This window comes from Desulfovibrio ferrophilus, assembly GCF_003966735.1.
GTDB lineage: Bacteria > Desulfobacterota > Desulfovibrionia > Desulfovibrionales > Desulfovibrionaceae > Desulfovibrio_Q > Desulfovibrio_Q ferrophilus.
In genome coordinates, this window is sequence record NZ_AP017378.1 from 2,140,954 (window position 1) to 2,165,222 (window position 24,269).

A 24,269-nucleotide genomic window follows, 5' to 3' on the forward strand; every position below is an offset into this window, starting at 1 on the left:
CTTATGCGGTGGCGATGGTCACCCGGTTGGTAGACCAGACGGAGAGGCCGGTCTCGGGATCATCTGCCGCAGCGAGCAACTTGAAGGCGTTCTCGCCCACGCCCTTGCTGAAGCCGTCCCATGCGGTGTGGCCGAACCCGAGAGGAGCGGCGACAACACCGGTCATCACCTTCTCGGAAACGTACACCTGAGCGGTCATTTCGCCGCCGGGACCCATCAGCTTGACAGTCTCGCCAGCCTTGACGCCGCTCATACGGGCGGTCTTGGCATTCATCTGAACCACAGTCTGCACACCACTCAGCTCGGTATCGCGGATGGAACCGGCGCTGTGCGGCGGCATGGCGACCTTGGAGGTACCGATGTTGTGCTTGACCACAGGAGCCAGAGCCAGGGTGCCCTCGCCAATGGCGCGGACAGCCGGAGCGGCACAAGGAGCCAGGTTCAGCTGTGCAGAGGAAGCAGAGGCAGAAGTCCAGGCCTTGCCCTGACGGAGAGAACTCCAGGAGGCACCCAAACGAGTGGCCTTGGCCTGAAGCACATCCTTGAAGGAGGCGTAACCGAGATCCATGCCCAGGCGGGAAGCCACGGAGAGCATCACGTCGGCGGTGGTACGCGTATCAAACGCGGACTTCACCAGCGGCTTGTTGACGCTGTAGGTGGCAGTGCCTGCTCCATGAGGAGTGTAGAGATCATCGTAGCGCTCAGCGGTCATGCTGTTGGGCATGATCAGGTTGGCGCGCTCGGCGGTCTCATCCATGAAGGAGCTGAAGGACACGGTGTAGGCAGCCTTGTCCATGGCCTTGGCCATGGCCTGGGTCTGCGGCAAACCGTAGGCGGGATTGGCGTCGTAGACCATGAGCACTTTGGCGCCATCACGACCTTCGGCGACACCCTTCAGGAAGGGAATCACGTCGGCAGCGTAACGCTCGGACTCGGAACCAGCGCCCTGAACCACCGCGGGAGCACCCGGGATGATCTTCACGCTCTGGCCCATCTGGCCCAGCAGCACGTTCAGACCAAGGGAAGCCATCAGCGCGCGTGCGCCGGCACCCTGACCGAACTCGGAACCGGCAATCACCAGCGGACGCTTGGCAGCAGCCAGCTCGCGAGCGATCTTCTTCAGCACGTCTGCACGCACACCGGTCTCGCGTTCCACATGGGCAGGAGCGTAGCCCTGGGCCACGTTCTGCTTGAAGGAGGCAAAACCCTTGGCGTTGGCGACAGCACCGTTGTCCATGAGGATGCGGGACAGGCCCAGAGCCACGGTCGCGGCTGCGCCGGGCTTGGCCTGAATCCACTGGTCACAGACCACGGCAGTGTTGTTCATCACCGGACCGGCGTACACGTACTTGGCCGAAGCGGCCTTGCCGGTGGGATGAGTCTCGGAGAACACACGCGCGTTACGCGTGGAAGTGCCCGAAGACTCCAGGGCATCAGCGCCCAGGAACAACACGTAGTCGGCATTTTCGATGTCGTAAGCGATGCGGCCTTCGCCGCCCATCATCTCCAGGGCCTTGTGAGCGCTCTGGGTTTCGCCGGGCATCATGTAGAAGGAACCATCGAGGCCATTCACCAGAGCGGCAAAGATCTCGTTGGCAGAGCCGGTGTCGTCACCGCTGACCATGGCGACTTCGCCACGGGCTTCGGAAAGCTTACCGGTCAGAATAGTTTCAGCCTCGTCCCAGGAAATGGCCTTGAATCCGGTAGCGGTCTTCAGCATGGGCTGACGCACGCGTGCAGGGCTGTGGAGCAGCCCGACTTCGGCGGCGGCCATGGTGGAGACAGCACCCTTGCCCAGGGGATGATCGACGTTGCCGGCGACGCCTACGGCGTTACCATTGACAACGGCGACTTTCACGCCAGAGCCAGAGGGATCAAGTTTGGAGGCCATCTCTGCAAAGTAGATAGCTCTCTTGGGAACCTTGGGGTTCCACTGCCAGTTCTGGGTCCAAATGGAGGCATCGTCCGTCAGTTTCCACGGAATGGGAGTGATCATCAATCCCGCCGTGGCGCCTGCGGAGAAGGTCAGAAAAGTTCTTCTGTTCATATGCGCCACCCTTCCTATCGATGACAAACGTAGCAAGCGTTGCTCTGGCCGTTCTCGGCGTGGCAGCGCTCACATTCCCACATTTTCATGGTACCGCGGCTGTAAGCCGGGTCCACACCGACGCCCCTGCCAAACACGATCTTGTAACCACCGTTGGAATATCCAGTCAGGACGTTCTTGTAATGAGTCGGCGGTGTGTCGTTTTCAGACATGTTGGGGTGACAGGTGGTACAGTCCTTATCCTGGTGCGCGGCGTGCGAGAAAAACACGTTGTCCGGCTGGTCCTGATAGACAAGCCATTCGACTTCTTTCTCTTCGTTCACGTACTCGTTCACGAACTGCTCCTCAGCCGGGTCCTCGCCCATCACGTCGCTGTGGCACTCGGCGCACGACTCGGTGTTGGGGATACCACTGAAGGATCCATCATCGTTGAAGTAATGGCAGTCTTCGCAAGACATACCGCCGTCGTCCACGTGAATCACGTGGCTGAAGCGGATGGGCTGCTCAGCTTTGCTAAACAGCGCCTGGGGGAATACCCACCAGCCCACGAAGAGCATCGCCACAAAACCAACGAAGAAGGGCAATGCTCCTCCACTGCTCGATGCTTTCTTCACCATATGCTCTCGCCTCATCCGTAAAAGGTGAAAGGATTATCCAAGCCGGGCCCGCGGCCCGACATCCCACCCAGGCAAAGGCTTATGCCTGTGCCATAACCCCGCTTGAAAACACATTCCCGGATGGCCTTGGGCCAAGAGAGAATACGTCCAGACGGGGAAATTTCTTAGTAAAACCTCACTTGAGAGACCGCTAGGTTCTATGCATGAGAGATCAAGCGTGTCAAGGCTTAATGAAAAAATTCACGAGGTTTGCCGGGTCTGTTTTCACCCCTCACACAGGGGGAAATCATAGATTGGAAACCACGAAAATCACTCCTTGTCTTCAGGAGAAATCCGACCGTACACGTCATCGTAGCGAACGATGTCATCCTCTTCCAGATACGGACCGGACTGAATCTCAATGATCTCGACAGGCACATGCCCGGGATTGCCAAGACGATGCAGGGACGTCTTGGGGATGTCCACGGACTGATTCTCGTACAGCAGAATTTCCTCATCCCCGACCCGAACCTCGGCCGTACCGCTGATGACCACCCAATGCTCACTGCGGTGGTGGTGCTTCTGCAAAGACAGACGCGCCCCCGGTTTGACCTCGATGCGCTTGATCTTGTAGTGCGGCCCTTCCTCCAGCACGGTATAGCTACCCCAAGGGCGATAGACCGTGACGTGGGCCTCCACCAGGGAACTGCCCTCGCCCTTCAATTGGTTGACCACATCCTTGACGCGCTGGACCTTGCTCGTGGGGCAGATCAACGTGGCGTCGCGGGTCTGGACCACAATCATGCCCTTGAGTTCCACAGCGGCCAGCTTGCCCCCGCGAGAAAAGAGCAGGCAGTCCTCGCTATCCAGATTCAGCACATCGCCCTGAACCACGTTGCCTTTGTCGTCCTTGTCTCCCAGACGGTGCAAGGCTTCCCAACTACCGAGGTCATCCCATCCGAAATCAGCCTTGACAACGGCCTGCTGACTCACCTTCTCCATGATCCCGTAATCGACTGAAATATTGGGTAATTTTGAATACCCATCCATCAGGCTCTGCTCATCCCGCCCGTGCCACCAAGCGGCCAGCTCAGGCTCGTGCTTTTCAACAGCCGCCACAAAGGCAGCCACGTTGAATACGAACATCCCGCTGTTCCAGAAATGCTCCCCACCACGCACAAACTGCTCCGCAGTGGCCAGGTCCGGCTTTTCCACGAAAGCGCCCACCTCGAAGCAGTCATCACCCAGAGGAGCCCCCTGCTTGATATAGCCGTAGCCGGTTTCGGGTTTATCCGGCACCACACCAAAGGTCACGAACCAGCCTTCACGTGCCAGGGCGGCACCCCGGGTCAAAGCCTCGCGCCAGATCTCGGGCTTGTGGATCAGGTGATCCGAGGGGAACACAGCGACAAGTGCTTCAGGATCGGCAGTCAGGGCGCGGTCCATGCCCAGCAGAATGGCAGGCAGGGTATTGCGTCCCATGGGCTCAGCCAGAACCTGTGCTTCCAGTTGTGGCTCCAAAGCCGCCAACTGACCGCGGACTTCGAACACCTGCTCCTCATTGGTGACCACCCAGATGGACTCAGTCCCAAAGACCTCCATGGAGCGGACCGCAGTCTGCTGAAGCATGGTAGTCTCTCCGGTCAGGGCCAGCAATTGCTTGGGAAGCAAGGTCCTGGAGTACGGCCAGAGACGCGTACCCGACCCACCGGCCAGGATGACGGCATGGCAATGATCAATCCGATCGGCTGAGTGCTGCTTGGCGCTCATGACCCCTCCTCTGAGTTTATCCGGCCTCCCGGATTGGCTAGCCTTCGTAGACGAAAGGCGAATCAAAATCCTTCAGAAGCGGCAACTTCATATCCTTGTCGGATAACAGGGGAGCCCCCCCCGGCCACTCGATGTTCAAATCGGGGTCATTCCAGGCGATGCCCGCATCGCGCTTGGCGTCGTAATAGGCATCGACCTTGTACTGGAACTCTGCGATTTCGGTCAGGGTCTTGTAGCCATGGGCAAAGCCGCGCGGGATAAGAAGTTGCAGATGGTTCTCTGCGGACAGCTCCACTCCGTGCCATTGTCCGTAGGTGGGCGAACCTTGGCGCAGGTCCACCACCACATCATACACAGCCCCGTTGGAAACACGCACCAGCTTGGATTGAGCCGATGGCGGCAACTGAAAATGCAGCCCCCGCAAAACCCCAAGCGTGCCCGAACGAGCATGATTGTCCTGGATCCAATCGTACTTCAGCCCTTTGGCGTCGAGCACGTCCTTGTTCCAGCTTTCCATGAAGAATCCCCGCCCGTCCTCAAATACCTTTGGTTTGATGACAAACAGGCCGGGGATATGGGTGGTTTCCACCTGCACCGTAAACCTCCTCGGATGAACCCCTTGAACTGTGCACTGTGTACCCGAGAACGCCTGCCAAGACAACAGCATGCACGCCGAATTACTGCCGTCGTCCAGCACTCTTTCTTCGCAGGAGACTGTTGACAACAAGTCAATTTTCAATAGAATTACTCTATTCTGGGAATTCGTCCGGCACGTCTCTCCCCCTGAACAACGCCAACAAGGCCACAAGCATGGATCGCAAGTACACCGCCAAGGAATTCAAAGACTTGGAGCGAAAGCTCAATACCGTAACCAAGGAACTGGAAACCCTGCGCCGCGAGAACGAACGTCTGGAGAGTGCTCTGGGCGACAGCCCCGTCATTATCTACAGGGCCGATCCTTCCCGTGATTACATCACGACCTTTGTCAGCGAAAACGTACACGACATCCTGGGCTACGAACCCGAAGAAATCACGACCCAAAACGGTTTCTGGCGCGAACGTGTTCATCCCGACGATCGGGACCACGCCATGAGCTTCCGCGACGAACTCAAGGTCGGGATCTGCGGTACCTACGAATACCGTCTACTCCGCAAAGACGGGACTTGGGCCTGGCTGCGGGATCGCAAGTGCCTTGTGGCCGACGCCCCTGGCGAACCCGCTGAACTCATTGGCTACCGGGCCGACATCACCGATACCCATACCGAGCAGGAAGACCTGCTCAAGCGCAAACGCCTGTTCAAGACGATCTTTAATAATGCAGCCTCGGGTATTGCCATCTGCGGGCCCGATGGAACCTTTGGCAAGGCCAACGAAAAGTGGCTGGAGCTTTTGGGACGCCCTCTGGATGAACTGATAGGCAAAACCCCGCTGGACTTTACCCATCCCCATGACCAGCCTCTATGCCGGGAACGCATGGAGAAAATGCTGGCCGGCGACACGGGTTCCTACCGGATGGAGAAACGTTTTCTGCGCAGCGATGGTTCAGCATTCTGGGTGGACATCGTCACCAAGCGCATCGATGGCCCCGAAGGCGACACCCAAGGACTGGTCTGCGTGATGAACGACATCACCGAACGCATCGAGATGGAGCGCTCTCTGCGCCAGTCCGAGCACGAAAAAAAGGCCATCCTCGACACCATTAGCGAGGCCGTCACCTTTCAGGATCAGAACCACAGGATTCTGTGGGCCAACCGCGCCATGTGCGAAACGACCGGCCTGCCCCCCGAGGAAATCATCGGAGCCTACTGTTATGATCTCTGGCAGACAGGAATCGGAGCCTGCCCGGACTGTCCGGCTTCCGCCTGCCTGGAGCAGGGCAAGCCCGTCGAGGCTTTGGCCCGGGCAAGTAACGGCCGCACTTACCGCACCAAGACCTACCCTGCCCGCCTTCGCGATGATCAATCCCCCGGAGTGCTTGTGGTCTCTCAGGATGTGACCGAGCAGACAGCCTCGGAAGAGGAAATGCGCAAGGCCATGGCCATGGCCGAAGACGCCACCAAGATGAAGGATGAATTCCTGGCCAACATGAGCCATGAGCTCCGGGCCCCCCTGAACGGCATGCTAGGCATGCTCGATGTCCTGATGGACTCGAAACTGGACGCCGACCAGCGCGACTCCATCGAGATTGCTCTTGCTGCTGGCGAAGGGCTGCTGGCCATCATCAATGACATCCTCGACTTCTCTAAGCTTCAGGCCGACAAGATCACCCTGTCGCGCAACGAATTCGATCTGCGCCAATCCATCCGCACCGTGATCAATACCTATAAGGACCAGAGCGTGAAGCGCGGTGTGGAAGTCAGCTCCATGGTGGACAAGAATGTGCCTGAACTGCTCGTCGGCGACGAGGGGCGCATCCGCCAGATCCTGTTCAATCTGGTGGGAAACTCAGTCAAATTCACCAAGGAAGGGTCCGTCCGCCTGGAAACTTTCATCCTGCGCAAAACAGCCAACCCGCATAATGCACGGCTGCTGTTCACTATTACCGATACGGGCATCGGCATCCCCGCCGATCAGCTGGAAACAATCTTCGAGCCGTTCGTGCAGCTCAATTGGGCCAAATCCCGCAAGTATGAGGGGACAGGACTGGGCCTGGGTATCGTCAAACGGCTGGTCACGCTCATGGGCGGTATCATTACCGTAGAGAGCGAAGTCGACAAGGGCACCACCATCAACTTCTGGATCAACGTTCAAGTGCCCTGACCCCCCTGCCCCTACCGGAGCCGGGCATGTCCGCCACCCAAGGAGAGCCCATGGTCCCGCCCCATCCCCAACGCCGAAGCCGCCTGAGTGGCAGCACGATCCCGACGCTGGCTTCCTCCACCCGGCAGCAGCTTCGCGCGCGCCTGCTTCGGATTTGCAACGGCCTGCCAAAATTCATTGCGGCATTGCTGATGACCTGCGCCCTCCTGTCAGTCACCACTCCGGTTCGGGCGGAACTCTCGCACTTCAGCCATGACATCCCGTCCCAGACCGATGATTCCCAACTGGAACGCGCCGCCGCACGCGGCAATGCCCAGGCCCAATATATTTTGGGAGCCATGCTCATGGTTCGTGCCGAGCATGAGGAACGCTCCGGCTGGCAGACCAAAGCACGCATCTACTACAAGCAGGCGGCAGTCTGGTTTCACAAGGCCTCAGCATCCGGGCACGGACGGGCTCAATTTTCTCTTGGGCTTCTGCAACGCAATGGCCTGACAGGCAAGCGCGACCCAGCTGGTGCTCTGCGCTGGCTCAGGACCGCTGCAAATCAGAACGTGCCGGACGCACTCTTCCTGATGGGCGTCATGGCCGCTGGCGGCGAGGGAATGCGCCGGGATCGCAACCGCGCCCTTGACCTGCTCACTCAGGCAGGCACCATCTTTTTGAATGAAGGCCGTTCCGACTGGACGCTGGAGGTCTCGCGAACCATCAACCAGGTGGCTCCGGGGCACCCGGCAGCCACCGAGCTGGCCGAGGCGGCCAGACAATTGAACAGCAGAACAGGTGCAACGCCAAACGGCTTTTCCACAGGTACGGCCTGGATTGCCGCACCGGGCTACGCCGTCACCAACCTGCATGTGGTACAAGGGCACACGACCATATCACTGGTGCACCCCGACGGCAGTTATGTTCCGGCGACGGTCGCCGCGTCGGATGAAGACAGTGATCTCGTCCTGCTGGCAGTTGAAGACCCCTGCGTCCTGCCTCCAGCCCTCCCCTTGGCAGCCGAAACTCCTGGTCTCGGGGCCGAAGTCTTTACCGTAGGCTTCCCGCAGGTGGCCATCATGGGCTCTTCACCCAAGCTCTCCGTGGGGCGTATCACCGGGGATACGGGCGTGGGCGGTGATCCCCGAACCATGACCATCTCCGTGCCTGTAGCCAGGGGCAACAGCGGCGGTCCACTCATCAACTTGCGCGGTGAGGTCGTCGGTGTGGTTCAAGCCATGATCGATACTGCGGAAGTTTATCGGTCAACCGGTGAACTGCTTGAGAACGTCAACTACGCCATTCACATCCGCCTGCTGCAGCAACTCATTGACCAGGTTCCCTCAAAAACTCCCGGAATATCAGTCTGGATTAAGAATCTGGTGGGGAAATCATGCCCTCCGGTCAACGAACCGAAATCCGCCAACCTGGAAATTCATGCAACTCGAGCACAGGTTTCGACCCTGTTGGTGGTGGCAGAATGAGATCATCCTGTGTAGCTTTTTGATTGATATAACAAGAGTATACATTCCCGGAATATATATGCTACACTCAGTTTACCCCGTTTAACCGGAGGCAGGGATCGTATCCCTGCCACGGCAACCCGCTAAGTAAGGACTGTGCGTATGAACTTCAACAAGAAACTTATGGCCTCGGTCATTGTCACCACGCTGGTGCTACTGACTGCAGCAGTGGGGACCACGTATTTCATCTCCGTCCGTTCATTGGATTTTCTTGGTCACTCCACCATGGAAGACCTCATCACCAATCTGACGGATACCCTGGAAATGCAGAACAGCATTACCCAGGAAAAACTCGTCTCGGACCTCGGGCTGATGGACAAGGAAATCGCCACACAAGGCGGTTTCAGCCTGGCACCCGACGAGCCAGTGACCAGCACCATGGTCAACCAGGTCAGCAAGGAATCGAACACCGCAGACATCCCGGCACTGAAACTGGGTGAAGAAACGATCAACAACAACTTTACGCTGGTGGATTCGGTGCAAAACATGGTGGGCGGAACATCCACCATCTTCCAGGTGCTGCCTGGCAGACTGCTGCGCGTTTCGACCAACGTCAAAAAAACCGACGGCAACCGCGCCACCGGCACCTACATCCCCGAGAGCAGTGCAGTCTACAAGACCGTCATGAGCGGCGAGACCTTCCGCGGCAAGGCCTTTGTGGTCAACGACTGGTACCTGACGGCCTACAAGCCCATGAAGGACGCCTCGGGCAAGATCGTTGCGGTTATCTACGTGGGACGCAAGATCCTGACCTCCCAGTTGCGCAATGTCCTTGAAAAGACGTCGTACAACGGCGAAGGCTCCTGTTTCGCGGCATTGTCGAACGGCAACGTCATCTTCAAGAAAGACGAATTCGGTGAGCCCACGCCCGAGACCATGAAAGCCCTGCTGGATGCCAAAGACGAATTCATCGAATATGAACAGGGCGGCAAGACACAACTGGCCTATGTCAGCCATTACGAACCCTGGGACTGGCACATCGGCCTGACTCTGGATGCCTCCCGGCTCAGCATGGGTACTGATCGAACCATGCTCATTGCAGGCTCGTCCATCACCATCGTCGGCATTCTGCTGGCGGCGCTGCTCTTTGTCTTCCTGATCCACAGATTGATGAAGCCGTTGCGCGACCTGTCTGAAGTCACCGCCCAGATCGCCGGTGGCGACCTGGATGCCAGGGCCAGCTACGCGGCTGATGACGCCATTGGTCAGACCGTGAATTCGGTCAACGCCATGGTCGAAACCCTGCGCGACAAGATGAGTGAAGCCGAACAGCGTGGTGATGAAGCCCGCCAGGAAAGCGAGCGCGCCAAAGATGCCATGGAGGCCGCCGAGCAGGAGCGCCAGCGCGTCATCTCTCTGCTGGAAACCATCAACGAAGTCACGGAACAGGCCCTGGGCATCTCTGCCAGTCTTGCCAGCGGAGCCGACGAACTCGCCGCCCAGGCTGAGCAGATTCGCAATGGTAGCGACATCCAGAAGACCCGCACTCAGGAAACCGCCACGGCCATGGAAGAGATGAACGCCACGGTCCTTGAGGTCGCCCAAAACGCAGGTGCCGCCGCCGAAGGTGCGGACAAGGCCAGCGGCCACGCCACCGAGGGCATGGAAGTGGTCACGCAGGTCATTGCCTCATCCAAGGATGTGGCCTCCCACACCAACACCCTGACCGAGGTCCTGAACGAACTCGGGCAACAGGCGCAAGGTATTGGAGCAATCATGGGCGTGATCAGCGATATCGCTGACCAGACCAACCTGCTGGCGCTCAACGCCGCCATCGAAGCCGCCCGAGCCGGTGATGCCGGACGCGGGTTCGCAGTGGTGGCCGACGAGGTTCGCAAGCTGGCCGAGAAGACCATGCAGGCCACCGGAGAGGTGGAATCCGCCACAAAGGCCATCCAGAACAGCGCGACCAACAGCATCGAGGCCATGACAACAACCTCGAAGCTCGTTGAACAGAGCACCGCGCTCTCCGAGCAGTCCGGTGCCAAGCTGGAGGAGATCATCGATCAGGTCAGGGAAACCGCCGACCGGGTGCGCTCCATCGCCACGGCTGCCGAACAGCAGTCCGCCACCAGCGAGGAGATCAACCGTTCCACCGAGGAAATCCACACCATCTCCATGGAAACCTCCGAGGGCATTACCCAGTCCGTGGAGGCCATCCGCCAGATCGCGGACCTGTCCTCCAACCTGCAACAGCTCATCGGCGAATTGCAGAAGAGCAGCGGCGAATAGATCGCCCTCAAAGATCACCATCAAGAAAGGCCCGGAGCAGAACGCTTCGGGCCTTTTGTTATCTGGAGCAAAAAAAGCAGCGCCAAGCCTGTCTGCCATCCAAAACAGAACCTTGACTTAACCAATGGAACTGATTCAACTTGCCAATAACAATGGGGGAAAACCTTATGATGAATCTCGACGAAGCACGGCAGACCGTCACGGCCTTTCAGGAACTACTGGATTCAACGCCCGTTGAGGCTGCTCAGGTTCGGGTCTCGCCAGACGCCTGGACGCTGACGGAGATCGTGGGCCACCTTGTGGACTCGGCCAGCAACAACCATCAGCGATTCGCCCGTCTGAGCCTTGGCAACCTCGAGGACTTCCCCGGTTACGATGCCGAACCCTGGGTCGAGGCCCAACACTACGCCACGTTCGATTTCAAGACCCTTGCCACCCTCTGGAGCAGCTACAACGCCCTCATCCTGCATCTGGCTGCCAACATCCCCGAATCGGCGCGCACGAACGCCTGGATACGGGAAGACGGCCCCCAAACGCTGGAATTCCTGATCGAGGACTACTACAGCCACCTGCGCCTGCACACGGACCATTACACCGAACGACGGGAGAGGTGGCGAACCAAGTGGCATCACCTGAAATACGAGAGAAGAGAGGGGATCATTACCCCACCTAGCGAGGGAGGCAGCGGCCCTCCCCGAGGCTGATGCGCCAAGAGATAAGAACGCAGCCTGCTGCAACTGCAACCTGAAGACTCTTCAACCCACTCTCGGGCCTATTTCTTCGTCCCGGCCACGCCGCGCATGGTCAGGGAGATACGCCCCCGCTTGAGGTCGACCTCCACAACCCGCACCATGACCTCCTGACTCACGGAAACCACCTCCGCAGGGTCGGACACAAAGCGGTCCGCCAACTGGCTGACATGAACCATCCCGTCCCGATGCACCCCGATGTCCACAAAGGCCCCAAACTTGGTCACGTTGGTCACGATGCCGGGCAGCTCCATGCCCTCGGACAAATCCTCCACCTTGTTCACGCCATCGGCAAAGGCAAAGGCGCTGAATGCAGCGCGGGGGTCACGCCCCGGCTTTTCCAGCTCGGCCATGATATCCGTGAGCGTAGGCAAACCAACGTCCTCGGACACATAGTCTTCCAGGCGCACCTTGGCCCGCGCCGCAGGATCGGTCAGCAACTCGGCAGGTCGGCATTTCACATCCTTGGCCATGCTCCGGACAAGGGCGTAACGCTCGGGATGCACCGCGCTTGAGTCCAGCGGCTCCTTCCCACGCACACGCAAGAATCCTGCGGCCTGTTCAAAGGCCTTGGGGCCCAGCCGCTTCACCTTGCGCAGCGCGGCCCGGCTGTCAAAGGGGCCGTGCTCATCCCGATGTTCGACCACGTTCTTGGCCAGCACCGGTCCCAACCCGGAGACAAAGGTCAACAGCTCCTGACTGGCGGTATTCACGTCCACGCCCACGGCGTTCACGCAACTGGAGACCACATCGTCCAGAGAACGACGCAACCCCGCCTGATCCACATCATGCTGATACTGGCCCACGCCAATGGACTTGGGGTCCAGCTTCACCAGCTCCGCCAGCGGGTCCATCAGCCTGCGGCCGATACTCACGGCCCCGCGCACGGTCAGATCCAGATCCGGGAATTCGCGGCGGGCGATTTCCGAGGCCGAATAGATGGACGCCCCGGACTCGTTGACCAGCACCACGGGCAGGCCCAGCCCGAGTTCACGCACAAAGGCTTCGGTCTCGCGCCCGGCAGTGCCGTTGCCCACGGCCACGGCCTGCACCTTGAACCTGGCGCAGAGTTCCTTGACCACCTTGGCAGCGGCCTCGCGCTGGCTGGTGGAGGTGGTGGGGAAGATGGTGGTGTGGTGCAACAGGCCGCCCTGCGCATCCAGCACCGTCAGCTTGGCTCCGGTCCGAAAACCGGGGTCCAGCGCCAGCACGATCTTCTGCCCCAGCGGCGGAGCCAGCAGCAGCCCGCGCAAATTGGAAGCAAAGACCCGGATGGCCTCGGCATCGGCCCGTCTCTTGACCTCCGCCCTGATCTCGTTTTCCAAAGACGGCACCAGCAGACGCTTGCAGCCATCGGCAAGAGCGACGCCCACCTGCTCGGTATCCGGGCCACGGCCCCGCAACGCCCCGCGTCGGGCCAGCTCCAGAATTTCATCCTCCGGCGGCCGCAGACTCAGGGACAAAAAGCCCTCGGCCTCGCCCCTGAACATCGCCAGAGCGCGATGACCGGGAATGGCGCGCAAGGGTTCATCCCAGGCGAACCATGAACGATAGGTTGCTCCGGCCTCCTCCTTGCCCTTGACCATCTTGGACGTGAACCGCCCCCGGCGCAGAAACAACTGGCGCACCGCCTTACGCAGGCTCGGATTTTCGGCCAGGCCTTCGGCAATGATATCCCGCGCCCCGGCCAGAGCTGCGTCCACATCCGGCACGCCCTTGTCCGCATCGACAAAAGGCTTGGCCAAGGCCAGCGGGTCGCGCCCCTGCTGCGCCATGAGAGCATTCGCCAATGGCTCCAGCCCCCGCTCCCGCGCCATAGACGCACGGGTCCGTCGCTTGGGCCGATGCGGCAGATAGATGTCTTCCAACTGGGTCTTGTCCGGGGCCTTGTCCACGGCGGCTTTCAATTCCGGGGTCAGCAGACCGCGCTCCTCCAGCGAGGACAGGATCACCTCGCGGCGCTTGTCCAGCTCCGCCAGTGCTTCCAACCGATCACGAATGGCGGCAACGGCCACTTCGTCCAGCGAGCCTGTGGCCTCCTTGCGATAGCGGGCCACAAAGGGAACCGTAGCCCCCTCGCCCACTAGCCGGGCCACGGCAGCCACCTGAGACACCGCCAGGGACATGCCCTTGGCGATCTGTGAGCAATGCTTGTCATTCATATTGATGCTTCTTTGCGCCAATCGGCGGCGCGGTTGGGTCATGAGATCATCGGGATCAAGAAGGGCATTTTGGCTTGGCTTGCCGATTGGCGCAAGGGGAGAAGGGATTTCCAAGAAGAAATGCAAAAAGCCCACGAAAATCGGGGGCTTTCTGAACAGCGATGGATTTCGCTGGATATGTCGCTGGCGGAGGGGGAGGTATTCGAATACAAACTATTTTATCAACATAACCGTATATTTATACAAATTCTGAAACTTAGTTGTACCTTTTCTTGTACCAAATCAGTACAACCACTCACCCTCATCACTCCACTTGACCACCCACTCTACCCAATCATAGGGGTCTAACCCTTCGAAACAATCGATATCATCTTCCGTAATTCGGTACATAGACGCCGGGTACTTAACATCACGCATAACTGTCCCCTCAAACCTCACCATAAACTTTTCGCTTAAATCCCGGATCAGTGCATTGGGCAAATTAAAGGGGTCCTGACGCCAAACATCTAGTGTAACTTCCCCCTCAATCAATCCTGCGCTACGCAACTCACTCAACATCCAATCGACAGAAGATTCTTCCATTCGATTACGACGGATCACCCACTCAACAACTCTAAATGCTCCGTGAATATGATCCTCCCAACACGAAATCTCCGACTTGCCGCCCATCTGAACCACCGGAAAATTTGATTCAGCCCCCCAGCACCACGCCTCACTGGGCAATTCATAGGGCAAAGCGGACTTCGCACCCCGGCTTAACGGGACCCAAGAAGGCACCCCCAACTCGGCACGCAGCGTCATATTCCGAAAGGAAGCCACCCCACGTTCAACCACATCTGCAGCCACCCTTGCGGCATTAATCAAGAAAGCTCGCTCTTCGCCAGAAAACTTCATCGTTACCCCCCAAAAAACTATAAACAGACCAACCTCAGCACTAGCTTCGCTTGCGCCTAAGCAAAGGCGTCCCACAGATGAACTTCGGCTCCGGCCTTTCCGGCTTTGGCCCTTCGGGGTAGATTTCTCCGTCATATGGGTCGACATATTTCAACAATGCGTTCTCAGCTTTAACCCACGACTGGGCAAATTGTTCGGTAGAAACCACAAGCATAAACAGAGTTAGAATGTCGAAAGGTGCGCTACTTGCGATCTCCTTGAAGTCTTCAGTCGTCGCCCTGTGCAATTGCAAAGGATAGGTCACCATCTGAGGTACAGTACACCCGAGCAGGTTCCAAAAATATGGAGACAACTCCTGGAACAAACTCCTCGCGAATCCTTGTGGATGAGCCAGACACCCATCGAGAGTCGTCGAATCAGTTATATACTCACACTGAAGCAAATCCTCGAAAGCCCACCCCAAACGCCAATCGGGTTCATCCAGCGACCTTATACGCCACTCCACTAGCTTCAAAAAAGAAAACATGTGCTCCTGCACGTTCGCAATGACCGGCGAATCATCAAGCTCCCGGAGAACCAAAAAATTATCCTCCGCGTTCCAGACCCAGGCATCACTCAAATCCAACGGCAACGGCTTCATATCCCCCCCCTATACATAATCTACGCTAGATACCCACACCTAACCTGATCGATTCAAACATTTCTTCGCCAACTTGAAAACCGATAAACCCTGGCAAAGAGTTCCCTCGCTGATGGGCCTGGACTGAAAACCCTGTATTTTCAGCATGTTTCCTCTCAAAACATTCCACCTCACCCCACATGAAATAAGGAGATCTTTGCACGACGTCAGACTGCGCTGAATGCGCCACCAATGCAGAGGATTCCTCCTTGCCTTTCTTCATTGATTCGTGCTTGGTATGATCTAATCAACGGATTGTAATAAGGAGAGAGCATGCGGATGCGCGTTTTTCAGACCCTGATATTCCTGATCATGCTGGCGGCTTTCGCCTTCCCGGCTCAGGCTGAAACCAAGATCATCACCAAGACCATCCGCCAGTCCTTTGAAGGCATGCAGTCGCCTGAGGACGCTCGCATTACGGCTGTGACACGGGCCAAACGCATGGCCCTGGAAGAGGCAGGAACCTACCTCGAAAGCCTGACCGTGGTACAAAACGGCAGCCTGGCCCAAGACCAGATCATGGCCCTGGCAGCGGGTGTTCTCAAAACCGAAATCATTCAGGAAAAAAGATACGTCACGGACGACACTTTTGGTATCGAAGTCACCGCCCGCATCAACGTGGACACCTCAATACTGGATCGCCGAGTCCGAGAGTTTCTGGATAACGCAGGAGCTTTGCAGAAATTTGAGGAGTCCGAAAAAAAGCAGCAGGAATTGCTCGCCCGCATCGAAGAACTGGAAACGAAAAACCGCGAACTGACCAAGCTGAGCACCGAGCAGCGCGAGGAACTCAAGGAAGAGTTCAAGCATGTCTCGCAGGGTTTGACGGCGGAAGAGTGGACCCACAAAGCTTTCGCCCTCTGGGATAATGGACGATATACAGACCCGCAAAAAGCACTGGAATACCTGAATCAGGCTATCGAGCTGGACCCGCAATATGGCATTGCCTACAACGACCGTGGCAATGTCCACAATAACTTCAGCCAATACAAGCGGGCAATCGCGGATTATGGGCGAGCTATCGACCTGACTCCCGGCTTTGGCGAAGCCTACTATAATCGCGGCGTTACCTACGCCACACTCCAGCGACACTCGCGGGCAATCACGGACTTCAGCCAGGCCATCAAGCTCAATCCGAACTATACCAAAGCCTACTACAACCGGGGCGTTGTCTACGCCACTCTCGGGCAGTACCAGCGTGCAATTTGGGATTATGATCGTGCGATCGAGCTGAATCCAAATTACGCGTTTGCATATGGAAACCGCGCCTTCATGCACAAGGCGCTGGGGAACATCCTCCAGGCCAAATCCGATGCCAACAGGGCCAGGCTGATAAACTTCAACATCCCTGTCCCCACATTCTAACCCCCCAAATACTTCAGCCGGATGATCTCAAAAAGAAATCATGGGGCAGACCTGTCATTTCAGCTTTAACTCCCAAGGGATTGGTCGATCTCGTGGCACAGGGCGTGAATCCACTGGGCACAATCGGGGTAACGACCACGATTATCAAACCAGTTACCCAAAAAGTTCCTCACAATGGATCAGATAAAGCGCGGATTCAGCCAAAAGACAGCGGCAAAAACAGATGGCAAAAACAACAAAAGCCCCCGAATTTCGGGGGCTTCCTGAACAGCGTTGGACTTCGCTGGATGTGTCGCTGGCGGAGGGGGAGGGATTCGAACCCCCGGATGGTTACCCATCAACGGTTTTCAAGACCGTCGCATTAAACCGGACTCTGCCACCCCTCCGCAATTTGGGGACGCCGAACATATGCGGCAAGCCATCGAATGTAAACACCCTTTCCATACCCTAGCCCACCTCACGATATCAAGCACATCATTTCGCCGATCAACGCGCCCAGACCACCACATTCCGCATTCCTTCCCGGTAGTTGAGCCAGTCGCCTCACGGGCAAGGAGCAAGACCATCTGCGCTTTAGGCAAGTTGCACCAACGGCCCAATCCGCGTAAGGTCCGACACTGAAATAACATTCAAGGGGATCATCCGGTCGCTCACGCGAGCGCACCGCAAGGCCCTGAAAGCAATACGGAGGAACCATGGCCCCCGCGAAAAGCGGCGATACTGTACGCATCCATTACACCGGCAAACTCGAGGACGGGCACGTCTTCGATTCATCCATAGAGCGTGACGAACCCTTCGAGTTCACCCTCGGCTCGGGCAATGTCATCCCCGGATTCGACAAGGCCGTGACCGGAATGGATGCGGGAGAAAAAAAGACCTTCACCATCCCCGTGGCCGAAGCCTATGGCGAACGCAACGCAGAAATGGTTTTTGAATTTCCCAAGACCGAACTGCCCGGCGAAGTCGACCCCGAAGCCGGCATGGTGCTGGAAGCTCAGGGCGAAGACGGCGGCCAATATCGCCTGACCGTGACCGAAGTCAACGAAGATACCGTGACTCTGGACGGCAACCACCCCCTGGCTGGCAAGGATCTGACCTTTGAGATCGAGCTGCTGGAAATCGCGGAGTAGTGAAGCCGATGGAGTTGCCGCAAGACCGGCAGCAGAACACCATCAGGCCTCACCTCGACAAGAGAATGAACATCATAAGTATTACTCGGGTGGCCGCCCTGCTGGCGGCCATCTGCATCCTCACCGCGCAGCCGGTCCTCTCATGGGCCGCAGATAAAGCGACAATGAAGCAAACGCGGCAAATCACCCTCCTCGCCTTTGGCGACAGCCTCACTGCTGGTTACGGTCTGCCCGTGGACCAATCTCTGCCCTCGCAGCTGGAGCAACTGCTCCTGGCCGACCAATACAACGTGCGCATCATCAATGCGGGAGTCTCCGGCGACACCACCGCTGGCGGCCTGGCGCGTCTGGCATGGACCCTGGAAGAGCCTGTGGATGCTGCCATTCTGGAGTTGGGCGCCAACGATGCCCTCATGGGCCAGGACCCGGCAGCCATGGAGCGAAATCTGGACGCCATGCTCATGATGTTCGACAAGAAGGGTATCCCCGTGCTGCTGGCGGGAATGCGATCCATAGCCAACTACGGCGAGGATTACGCCCGCGCCTTTGACGGCGTCTTCCCCCGGCTGGCAGGCAAACACGGCACGCTGTTTTATCCCTTCCTGCTGGATGGCGTGGTCATGGACCCGACCATGAACCAGATGGACGGCATCCATCCCAACGCCCGTGGCGCTCGCGAAATCGCCAACCGCATGTACCCGCTGGTGCGCGAGCTGGTGGAACAGGCGTATCGGAACTGAGCCTTTTCTGAACGGACCAATTCTCAACCGCCCTGTCAGCAATACCCACATACCAATTTCAGTTTACTGTTCTTCCCATTTAAAAAGACGCACCGCCATCACAGGTCGTTCATAAGTGGCCAGATGCAAGGCGCAAAAAAAGTTCAAGTCCGACGCGTATCCAGACATACGCGAGGGCTTGAATTTTTTGCAGAAACGACGCAGATGACCGCTTAGGGGCGGACTGCATCACTCGTTGCGAAGCACCGGCCAAGCACTGCCCGCCAATGACTTCCTCACCCCCAGCACCCCCAACGTCACCGTGGCCGCAACGCCGCCCAGCACCACTGCGGCCAGTGTCCCCGGCAGGAAGACCCAGCGTCCGTCCATGCCTTCGGTCACGAACAGCCAGCCGCCCACCGTGCCCAGGGCTGCGGCCAACAGGGCCGCAGCGGCACCGAGGATGGCGAACTCCAGAACAAGGGCCAGCATCACATCCCGGCGCGTAGCGCCCAGCACCTTGAAGATCACCGCGTCCCGGTGCCGGGTGCGCAGGTTGGCGCGCAGGGCCTCGGCCAGCACCAGCAGTCCGGCCAGCAGCGTCACCGCCGCGCAGGAGCGCACGGCCAGACCGATATCCGCCACAATGCCTGCGATCTCCTCAAGCACCTCGCGCATGGAAATGGCAATCACCTCGGGGAATTGGCTGGTAATCTCCCGGAACAGCAGCGGCTCGGCCTCGCGCTCGGCATAGGCTGACACCAGCCATGTGTAGGGCGCACGCTCCAGAACTACCGGCGAAAAGATGATGGCGTGGTTGATACCACCGGTGGTGTAGTCGATGTCGCGTGTGGCGGCGATGGTCCCGGTCACGCGACGCCCCAGAATGTTCACGGTCAGTGTGTCGCCCACCCCAACCCCGAAGTCCTTGGCGATATCACTATCAAAACAGATCAGCGGCGGGCCAGCGTAGTCTTCGGGCCACCAGTCGCCCGTGACCAGTTCGACCTTTTCCGGGCGCGGCCCCGCAAAGGTCAGGGCGCGGTCCGAACGCAAGGCCCAGGACGAGCCCTTCCCCACTTCGGCCTCATAGGCAGGAATGCCGTTGATCTCCAGAATTCGCCCACGGATGGTTGGGGTCTTGTCCACGCGCTCGACTCCGGGCATTGCCAGAGCGACCTGTTCCAGTTCGGCCATGCGCCCCTTGGGTACATCGATAAAGAAGAACGATGGCGAAGTCGCTGGAGTCTGACGGCGGATCAGATCCTGAATATTGCCATCCGCCAGCAGCACGACCACCAACACGGTCAGCCCCAACCCCAGTGAGAACAGTACGCTGCCCGTGGAGGCTCCGGGGCGGTGCAGGCCAGCGATGGCCTGACGGAGATGCGGTGGCCCCACGCGCGGCATCCGCGCCGCCAGCAGACGAATCACCCAGGCATAGACCCAGAACAGCCCGATGCTGATCACGCTCCCGGCTGCAAACCCCAGAGGCAGACGGGGGCTGGGCGAAGTCAGAAGCAACAGGCCCAAAAGCATTCCGGCAGCGCCCAGACAGACCAGCACGGCCCACAGACCGGGGCGACGGCTTCCCGGATCGGCGTAGCCGCGGAACAACTGCGCAGGACGAATCCGGCCCACGGCAGACAAAGGCCAAACCGCAAAGATCAGGGCAATGAGGATTCCGTAGACCAGAGCCAGAAACACGGGCTCCCAATACAGACCATACCCCAACGGCACACCGATGCGTGCGGCCAAGGGTCCCGCTCCCAGCACCGCCACCAGCGTTCCCACCACGGCTCCGGCCAGACTTCCAGCCAGGGCCAGCCCCATGGTCTGCAACAGATAGATGGTGTTCACCAGCCGACGGCTCGCGCCCAGGGATTTCATCACCGCCACGGATGATTCACGCCCGGCCAAAAACGAGCGTACGGCCCCAGCCACGCCAATACCACCGACCAACAGCGCAGCCAGCCCCACAAGCGTCAAATTCGTTTCCAGACTGTCCAGCAGCCAGGTCAAACCGCCACCGGAACTGCGATAGGTCCTCAGCCGCAGTCCCCGGTCCGGGAACCGCTCGCGCAATTCCTCCATCAGACTCTCGGCCGCATCCGGTCCTGCACCATTGTTCAGACGCACATTGGCCCCGAAGCGGATCAGCCCGCCGGGCCGGATCAGCCCGGTCTCCTGCAAGGCATCCAGGGAAATCATCAAGCGTGGCCCCAGGCCGAAGAACTGGGTCACACGGTCCGGTTCCTTGCGAATCACATCGGTGATCACGAACCGCACCTGCCCCACCCCCACGACATCACCCGGCCGTAGGTTCAGGCGCAACAACAGTTCCCGTTCGGCAACGGCGCCGGGCAGACCGTCCTGCCCCGCCAGGGCCTGATGCAGGCTGCGTCCGGATTCCAAAACCATTTCACCATACAGGGGATACGCGCGGTCCACGGCCTTGAGCGACGACAGCACGGGCACGTCCCCAGTAGCGGGACGAACCATGGTCCGCATGCGGGCAAAATGCGAAACCCTGCCCCGCGCGGAAACCAGATCGATCACATCCGCCCCCGGCTGCACATGAGTCCGGGTGAATTGCACGTCTCCTCCCAGCAGGCGGCGTGCATCGCGAGTCAAACCATCATCCACCGCTGCTGAAAACACGCCCACGGCCGTGACTGTTGCCACCCCCAGAGCCAGACAGGTCAGAAATACACCGAACCCGCGCACTCCGCCGCGAAGTTCCCGTCGAGCCAGACGCAGGGCCAGGCGCAGTCCGGCAAAAAAGCCCAAGGATGACCTCCGGGTGGCCCTCATGCCCCGGCCTCCATCGCCTGGGCAGCACCATCCAGACAGCCGTCGCGCATGGTCACGGTTCGCGAACAGCGGGCGGCCAGCCCTCGATCATGCGACACCAGCACAAGGGTCGTGCCCAATCGCTCGCGGGTCTCGAACAGCAAATCAGCAACCCGCGCTCCGGTGTCGGCATCCAGGTTACCCGTGGGTTCGTCCGCCAGCAGCAATCGGGGTTGCGGAGCAAAGGCCCGGGCAATGGCCACTCGTTGCTGCTCACCACCGGAAAGTTGCGAGGGGTAATGCCCGGCACGGGCTTCCAACCCCACCGCCGCGAGGTTGGACCGTGCCCGGTCCATGGCGTTGCGTGCCCCGGCAAATTCCAGGGGCAGAGCCACATTCTCCAGAGCGGTCATGGTCGGCACCAGATGAAAGGCCTGAAAGACCACTCCCACATTGTCACGCCGGAATCGCGCCAGGGCATCCTCACCCAGCCCGGACAGATCGTGGCCCGCCACGCGCACCAGCCCCGAAGTCGGACGCTCCAGCCCCGCCGCCACCATGAGCAACGTGGTTTTGCCCGCTCCCGAAGGGCCGACGACGCTCACGGTCTCACCAGTGAGCACGGTCAGGTCCACTCCACGCAGCACGTCCACGCTGACGCCTCCGGCCCGCAGTGTCAGCCGCACATCCGCCAATTCCATGATGGGCTCGCGCCCGGATTCCGTATGGTTCATCATGCCCGCATCCTCCACGGGTGCATTCATTTTTACAGTTCTACCTGCATGATGCGATGAATTCTCCAACGAGGCAAGTTCCGCTGACGTTTAAAACGAGTCCTCATGCCATAATGGATAATCGTGCCGTTTTGTTCTATATCCCGAGCAGGCGAAACATGCGGTCCCACATCGGAATCCCGGGTACTCCAATGCGTGTGCCCTCAATCATATGGATGGAATTTCCCGACCGGAGCCGTCGCCCTCGAAACCAACGCCAGGAGTCTCGATCATGAAAGTCGTCGCATTCAACGGCAGCGCCCGTAAAAAAGGCAATACACAAGTCCTCATCGATCACGTCCTGGGAGAACTCCGGACCGAAGGCATCGAGACCGAGTCCATCTCCCTTGCCGGAAAGAATATCCGAGGCTGCGTCGCCTGCCTGAAATGCTTCAAGAATCAGGACAAACGCTGCGCCGTGGACATCGATTTTCTGAATGACTGTGTGGAAAAAATGCTGGGAGCAGACGGCATTATCCTGGGATCGCCCACCTATTTTGCCAACGTCTCCACCGAGATGAAAGCGCTCATCGACCGAGCGGGGATGGTCTCCAAAGCCAACGGCGACATGCTGGCCCGCAAGGTGGGAGCAGGTGTGGTGGCAGTGCGCCGTGGTGGTGCGCAGCAGGTCTTCAACGGCCTCAACGCCTTCTTCCTCATCGGCCAGATGATGGTGGTCGGCTCCAGCTATTGGAATGTGGGCTTCGGCCTGAACAGGGGCGAGGTGGAAAAAGACGCCGAAGGCGTGCAGACCATGCAGACTCTGGGCCGCAACATGGCCTGGCTGCTCAAGAAAATCCATGAATAAGCCCTGCGCCCAATCCGCTCCGGACCTGCTCATCAAGGCACTGGACGAATTGAATACAAGTTTGTGGTTCGAATGCCACGAAACCTTGGAAAGCCTCTGGAAATCACTGCCCAAGGATGCACCCGAGCGCGATCTGTACAAGGGAATCCTGATGATCGCCGTGGGCCTGTACCACAACGGTCGGGGACATCGTCTGGGCGCACTCAGAAAACTGCCCCGGGCTGTGGAATTGCTGGCTCCATTCGCCCCTGCCTGTCAGGGCGTGGATGTCAGCAAGCTGCTGGCCTGTTGCGGAAGGCTGCTGGTCTTTTTTGCCAATGCCGCTCCGAGCGCCCCCATTCCGCCCCAGTTACTGCCAGACATCCCACTCCCCGATCCTGCATAAAAAAACCCCGGAGCATAAGCCCGGGGTTTTTCATCAAAATCATCTTGAAAAAGCAACGCGTCACGTATTTTCGCAACGCATCAAGGGAATCTCACATGTCGCATCGCGGAGCCTATGCTGGCTCGGGTTAGGTCCCCAGAAAATTGACGATGCCTGTAAAGATGATCTGCGCTGCCAGGGCAGCCAGAATCAGGCCCGTAAGCTTGGTCAAAATTTCGATGCCCATCTTGCCCAGCACACGCTGCACATGGTGGGACATGAACAGGATAACACCAACGCAAATCACCGCCGCCACCAGCGCGGCGCAACCCACAAGCCTCTCGGTCCCTTCCAGACCAGCGCCCATAACAAGAAGCGCACCCGTGCTGGCAGGCCCCACGGTAATGGGAATGGCCAAGGGCACGACGCTGATGTCCTCCCCACTCTCGGACGGTGCCTTGCCTGGCTTGCCATGCACCAGGGACACCGCGGACAGGAACAGCAATGCTCCAGCCCCGATGCGGAAACTATCCACGGTAATGCCCAGCACGGCAAAAAGGCCATTGCCGAAGAAGAACAAGACCAGACAGGCAACAATCACCGCAAGGGTGACGCGAACGGCCACAGCCCGCCTCGCGGCCCGGTCCATGCCCTTGGTCAAAGCCAGGAACATGGACAACACAAAGAATGGAGCGAGCAGTACGAAAAATTTGATGAAAATGGAAACGAACAGATTCATGGAGCCCTCCGGGCAATCTTCAGACGCGTTATGCTTACGGTCCTTACCATACCCCGATCGGCAAAGGGGATTCTATCATATTCAGATGCAAATGCACCAAACGCTCATGGAACAGACCATTCAGAAAATCAGCCGGGCATTCGGCAGTTGTTCCCGCGTCGGTCTGTGGCGGGCAGCGGAT

The 24,269-nt window shown here is 58.8% G+C and carries 20 protein-coding genes and 1 tRNA gene; 9 read left to right on the top strand and 12 right to left on the bottom strand.

Annotated features, from left to right (window positions below):
• Nucleotide 1: 1 nt before the first annotated feature.
• The 4 genes from qrcB to rfbC form a co-directional block, all read right to left on the bottom strand.
• Entirely contained in the window at nucleotides 2-2,047 is a 2,046-nt protein-coding gene (gene qrcB, locus EL361_RS09965; protein ID WP_126379067.1) for a menaquinone reductase molybdopterin-binding-like subunit QrcB, read from the bottom strand.
• Between the two features lie 14 nt (nucleotides 2,048-2,061).
• On the bottom strand, nucleotides 2,062-2,664 hold the full coding sequence (gene qrcA / locus EL361_RS09970) for a menaquinone reductase multiheme cytochrome c subunit QrcA (RefSeq protein WP_126379069.1): 603 nt from the start codon (nucleotides 2,662-2,664) through the stop codon (nucleotides 2,062-2,064).
• A 309-nt stretch (nucleotides 2,665-2,973) separates the two neighbouring features.
• Nucleotides 2,974-4,413 carry a mannose-1-phosphate guanylyltransferase/mannose-6-phosphate isomerase gene (locus EL361_RS09975; protein ID WP_126379072.1) on the bottom strand — a complete coding sequence of 480 codons (1,440 nt, stop codon included), beginning with the start codon at nucleotides 4,411-4,413 and terminating at the stop codon, nucleotides 2,974-2,976.
• A gap of 37 nt (nucleotides 4,414-4,450) precedes the next feature.
• Nucleotides 4,451-5,008: a dTDP-4-dehydrorhamnose 3,5-epimerase gene (gene rfbC / locus EL361_RS09980; protein WP_126379074.1), complete on the bottom strand. Its 558-nt coding sequence runs from the start codon at nucleotides 5,006-5,008 to the stop codon at nucleotides 4,451-4,453.
• Nucleotides 5,009-5,223: 215 nt separating this feature from the next.
• Between rfbC and EL361_RS09985 the strand changes: the two genes are divergently transcribed.
• From EL361_RS09985 to EL361_RS10000, 4 genes are all read left to right on the top strand, one after another.
• On the top strand, nucleotides 5,224-7,173 hold the full coding sequence (locus EL361_RS09985; RefSeq protein ID WP_126379076.1) for a PAS domain-containing protein: 1,950 nt from the start codon (nucleotides 5,224-5,226) through the stop codon (nucleotides 7,171-7,173).
• A gap of 26 nt (nucleotides 7,174-7,199) precedes the next feature.
• A complete protein-coding gene (locus EL361_RS09990) occupies nucleotides 7,200-8,642 on the top strand; it encodes a tetratricopeptide repeat-containing serine protease family protein (protein WP_126379078.1) in 1,443 nt (480 codons plus the stop codon).
• Nucleotides 8,643-8,783: 141 nt separating this feature from the next.
• Entirely contained in the window at nucleotides 8,784-10,913 is a 2,130-nt protein-coding gene (locus tag EL361_RS09995) for a methyl-accepting chemotaxis protein (RefSeq protein ID WP_126379081.1), read from the top strand.
• A 167-nt stretch (nucleotides 10,914-11,080) separates the two neighbouring features.
• Nucleotides 11,081-11,617, top strand: a complete 537-nt coding sequence (locus tag EL361_RS10000) for a DinB family protein (protein ID WP_172961708.1) — start codon at nucleotides 11,081-11,083, stop codon at nucleotides 11,615-11,617.
• 68 nt (nucleotides 11,618-11,685) lie between these two features.
• On the opposite strand, the gene EL361_RS10005 is transcribed toward EL361_RS10000, so the two are convergent.
• The 4 genes from EL361_RS10005 to EL361_RS10020 form a co-directional block, all read right to left on the bottom strand.
• Nucleotides 11,686-13,824 carry a Tex family protein gene (locus EL361_RS10005; protein WP_126379085.1) on the bottom strand — a complete coding sequence of 713 codons (2,139 nt, stop codon included), beginning with the start codon at nucleotides 13,822-13,824 and terminating at the stop codon, nucleotides 11,686-11,688.
• 282 nt (nucleotides 13,825-14,106) lie between these two features.
• Complete coding sequence (locus EL361_RS10010; RefSeq protein ID WP_126379086.1) at nucleotides 14,107-14,718, bottom strand: hypothetical protein; 612 nt, start codon at nucleotides 14,716-14,718, stop codon at nucleotides 14,107-14,109.
• 40 nt (nucleotides 14,719-14,758) lie between these two features.
• Entirely contained in the window at nucleotides 14,759-15,358 is a 600-nt protein-coding gene (locus EL361_RS10015; protein WP_126379088.1) for a hypothetical protein, read from the bottom strand.
• Nucleotides 15,359-15,383: 25 nt separating this feature from the next.
• Nucleotides 15,384-15,620 carry a hypothetical protein gene (locus EL361_RS10020; protein WP_126379089.1) on the bottom strand — a complete coding sequence of 79 codons (237 nt, stop codon included), beginning with the start codon at nucleotides 15,618-15,620 and terminating at the stop codon, nucleotides 15,384-15,386.
• Between the two features lie 50 nt (nucleotides 15,621-15,670).
• Here EL361_RS10020 and EL361_RS10025 point away from each other — a divergent pair, with 50 nt between their 5' ends.
• Nucleotides 15,671-16,762 (top strand): tetratricopeptide repeat protein, encoded by a 1,092-nt coding sequence (locus EL361_RS10025; RefSeq protein WP_126379091.1) that lies wholly within the window; start codon nucleotides 15,671-15,673, stop codon nucleotides 16,760-16,762.
• A gap of 296 nt (nucleotides 16,763-17,058) precedes the next feature.
• On the opposite strand, the gene EL361_RS10030 is transcribed toward EL361_RS10025, so the two are convergent.
• Nucleotides 17,059-17,148, bottom strand: a tRNA-Ser gene (locus EL361_RS10030).
• Between the two features lie 309 nt (nucleotides 17,149-17,457).
• Between EL361_RS10030 and EL361_RS10035 the strand changes: the two genes are divergently transcribed.
• Entirely contained in the window at nucleotides 17,458-17,892 is a 435-nt protein-coding gene (locus EL361_RS10035; protein WP_126379093.1) for an FKBP-type peptidyl-prolyl cis-trans isomerase, read from the top strand.
• Between the two features lie 65 nt (nucleotides 17,893-17,957).
• Nucleotides 17,958-18,632 carry an arylesterase gene (locus tag EL361_RS10040; protein WP_232034754.1) on the top strand — a complete coding sequence of 225 codons (675 nt, stop codon included), beginning with the start codon at nucleotides 17,958-17,960 and terminating at the stop codon, nucleotides 18,630-18,632.
• Nucleotides 18,633-18,860: 228 nt separating this feature from the next.
• Here EL361_RS10040 and EL361_RS10045 read toward each other — a convergent pair whose 3' ends face one another.
• Both EL361_RS10045 and EL361_RS10050 read right to left on the bottom strand, forming a co-directional pair.
• Nucleotides 18,861-21,425: an ABC transporter permease gene (locus EL361_RS10045; protein WP_126379095.1), complete on the bottom strand. Its 2,565-nt coding sequence runs from the start codon at nucleotides 21,423-21,425 to the stop codon at nucleotides 18,861-18,863.
• The gene (locus tag EL361_RS10050) at nucleotides 21,422-22,141 is read right to left on the bottom strand and encodes an ABC transporter ATP-binding protein (protein WP_420810660.1); all 720 of its coding nucleotides are present in this window, start codon (nucleotides 22,139-22,141) and stop codon (nucleotides 21,422-21,424) included. Before EL361_RS10050 ends, EL361_RS10045 begins: the two co-directional genes overlap by 4 nt.
• Before the next feature lie 268 nt (nucleotides 22,142-22,409).
• Between EL361_RS10050 and EL361_RS10055 the strand changes: the two genes are divergently transcribed.
• Both EL361_RS10055 and EL361_RS10060 read left to right on the top strand, forming a co-directional pair.
• On the top strand, nucleotides 22,410-22,985 hold the full coding sequence (locus EL361_RS10055) for a flavodoxin family protein (protein ID WP_126379097.1): 576 nt from the start codon (nucleotides 22,410-22,412) through the stop codon (nucleotides 22,983-22,985).
• Nucleotides 22,978-23,370: a DUF309 domain-containing protein gene (locus tag EL361_RS10060; RefSeq protein WP_126379099.1), complete on the top strand. Its 393-nt coding sequence runs from the start codon at nucleotides 22,978-22,980 to the stop codon at nucleotides 23,368-23,370. Before EL361_RS10055 ends, EL361_RS10060 begins: the two co-directional genes overlap by 8 nt.
• A gap of 127 nt (nucleotides 23,371-23,497) precedes the next feature.
• Here EL361_RS10060 and EL361_RS10065 read toward each other — a convergent pair whose 3' ends face one another.
• Entirely contained in the window at nucleotides 23,498-24,088 is a 591-nt protein-coding gene (locus EL361_RS10065) for a MarC family protein (protein WP_126379101.1), read from the bottom strand.
• Between the last annotated feature and the right edge of the window lie 181 nt (nucleotides 24,089-24,269).

Bases quoted from the DNA above. Each gene is read 5' to 3' on its own strand.
- qrcB (WP_126379067.1), bottom strand. From the start codon at position 2,047: ATGAACAGAAGAACTTTTCTGACCTTCTCCGCAGGCGCCACGGCGGGA.
- qrcA (WP_126379069.1), bottom strand. From the start codon at position 2,664: ATGGTGAAGAAAGCATCGAGCAGTGGAGGAGCATTGCCCTTCTTCGTT.
- EL361_RS09975 (WP_126379072.1), bottom strand. From the start codon at position 4,413: ATGAGCGCCAAGCAGCACTCAGCCGATCGGATTGATCATTGCCATGCC.
- EL361_RS09985 (WP_126379076.1), top strand. From the start codon at position 5,224: ATGGATCGCAAGTACACCGCCAAGGAATTCAAAGACTTGGAGCGAAAG.
- EL361_RS09990 (WP_126379078.1), top strand. From the start codon at position 7,200: ATGTCCGCCACCCAAGGAGAGCCCATGGTCCCGCCCCATCCCCAACGC.
- EL361_RS09995 (WP_126379081.1), top strand. From the start codon at position 8,784: ATGAACTTCAACAAGAAACTTATGGCCTCGGTCATTGTCACCACGCTG.
- EL361_RS10000 (WP_172961708.1), top strand. From the start codon at position 11,081: ATGATGAATCTCGACGAAGCACGGCAGACCGTCACGGCCTTTCAGGAA.
- EL361_RS10005 (WP_126379085.1), bottom strand. From the start codon at position 13,824: ATGAATGACAAGCATTGCTCACAGATCGCCAAGGGCATGTCCCTGGCG.
- EL361_RS10010 (WP_126379086.1), bottom strand. From the start codon at position 14,718: ATGAAGTTTTCTGGCGAAGAGCGAGCTTTCTTGATTAATGCCGCAAGG.
- EL361_RS10015 (WP_126379088.1), bottom strand. From the start codon at position 15,358: ATGAAGCCGTTGCCGTTGGATTTGAGTGATGCCTGGGTCTGGAACGCG.
- EL361_RS10020 (WP_126379089.1), bottom strand. From the start codon at position 15,620: ATGAAGAAAGGCAAGGAGGAATCCTCTGCATTGGTGGCGCATTCAGCG.
- EL361_RS10025 (WP_126379091.1), top strand. From the start codon at position 15,671: ATGCGGATGCGCGTTTTTCAGACCCTGATATTCCTGATCATGCTGGCG.
- EL361_RS10035 (WP_126379093.1), top strand. From the start codon at position 17,458: ATGGCCCCCGCGAAAAGCGGCGATACTGTACGCATCCATTACACCGGC.
- EL361_RS10040 (WP_232034754.1), top strand. From the start codon at position 17,958: ATGAACATCATAAGTATTACTCGGGTGGCCGCCCTGCTGGCGGCCATC.
- EL361_RS10045 (WP_126379095.1), bottom strand. From the start codon at position 21,425: ATGAGGGCCACCCGGAGGTCATCCTTGGGCTTTTTTGCCGGACTGCGC.
- EL361_RS10050 (WP_420810660.1), bottom strand. From the start codon at position 22,141: ATGATGAACCATACGGAATCCGGGCGCGAGCCCATCATGGAATTGGCG.
- EL361_RS10055 (WP_126379097.1), top strand. From the start codon at position 22,410: ATGAAAGTCGTCGCATTCAACGGCAGCGCCCGTAAAAAAGGCAATACA.
- EL361_RS10060 (WP_126379099.1), top strand. From the start codon at position 22,978: ATGAATAAGCCCTGCGCCCAATCCGCTCCGGACCTGCTCATCAAGGCA.
- EL361_RS10065 (WP_126379101.1), bottom strand. From the start codon at position 24,088: ATGAATCTGTTCGTTTCCATTTTCATCAAATTTTTCGTACTGCTCGCT.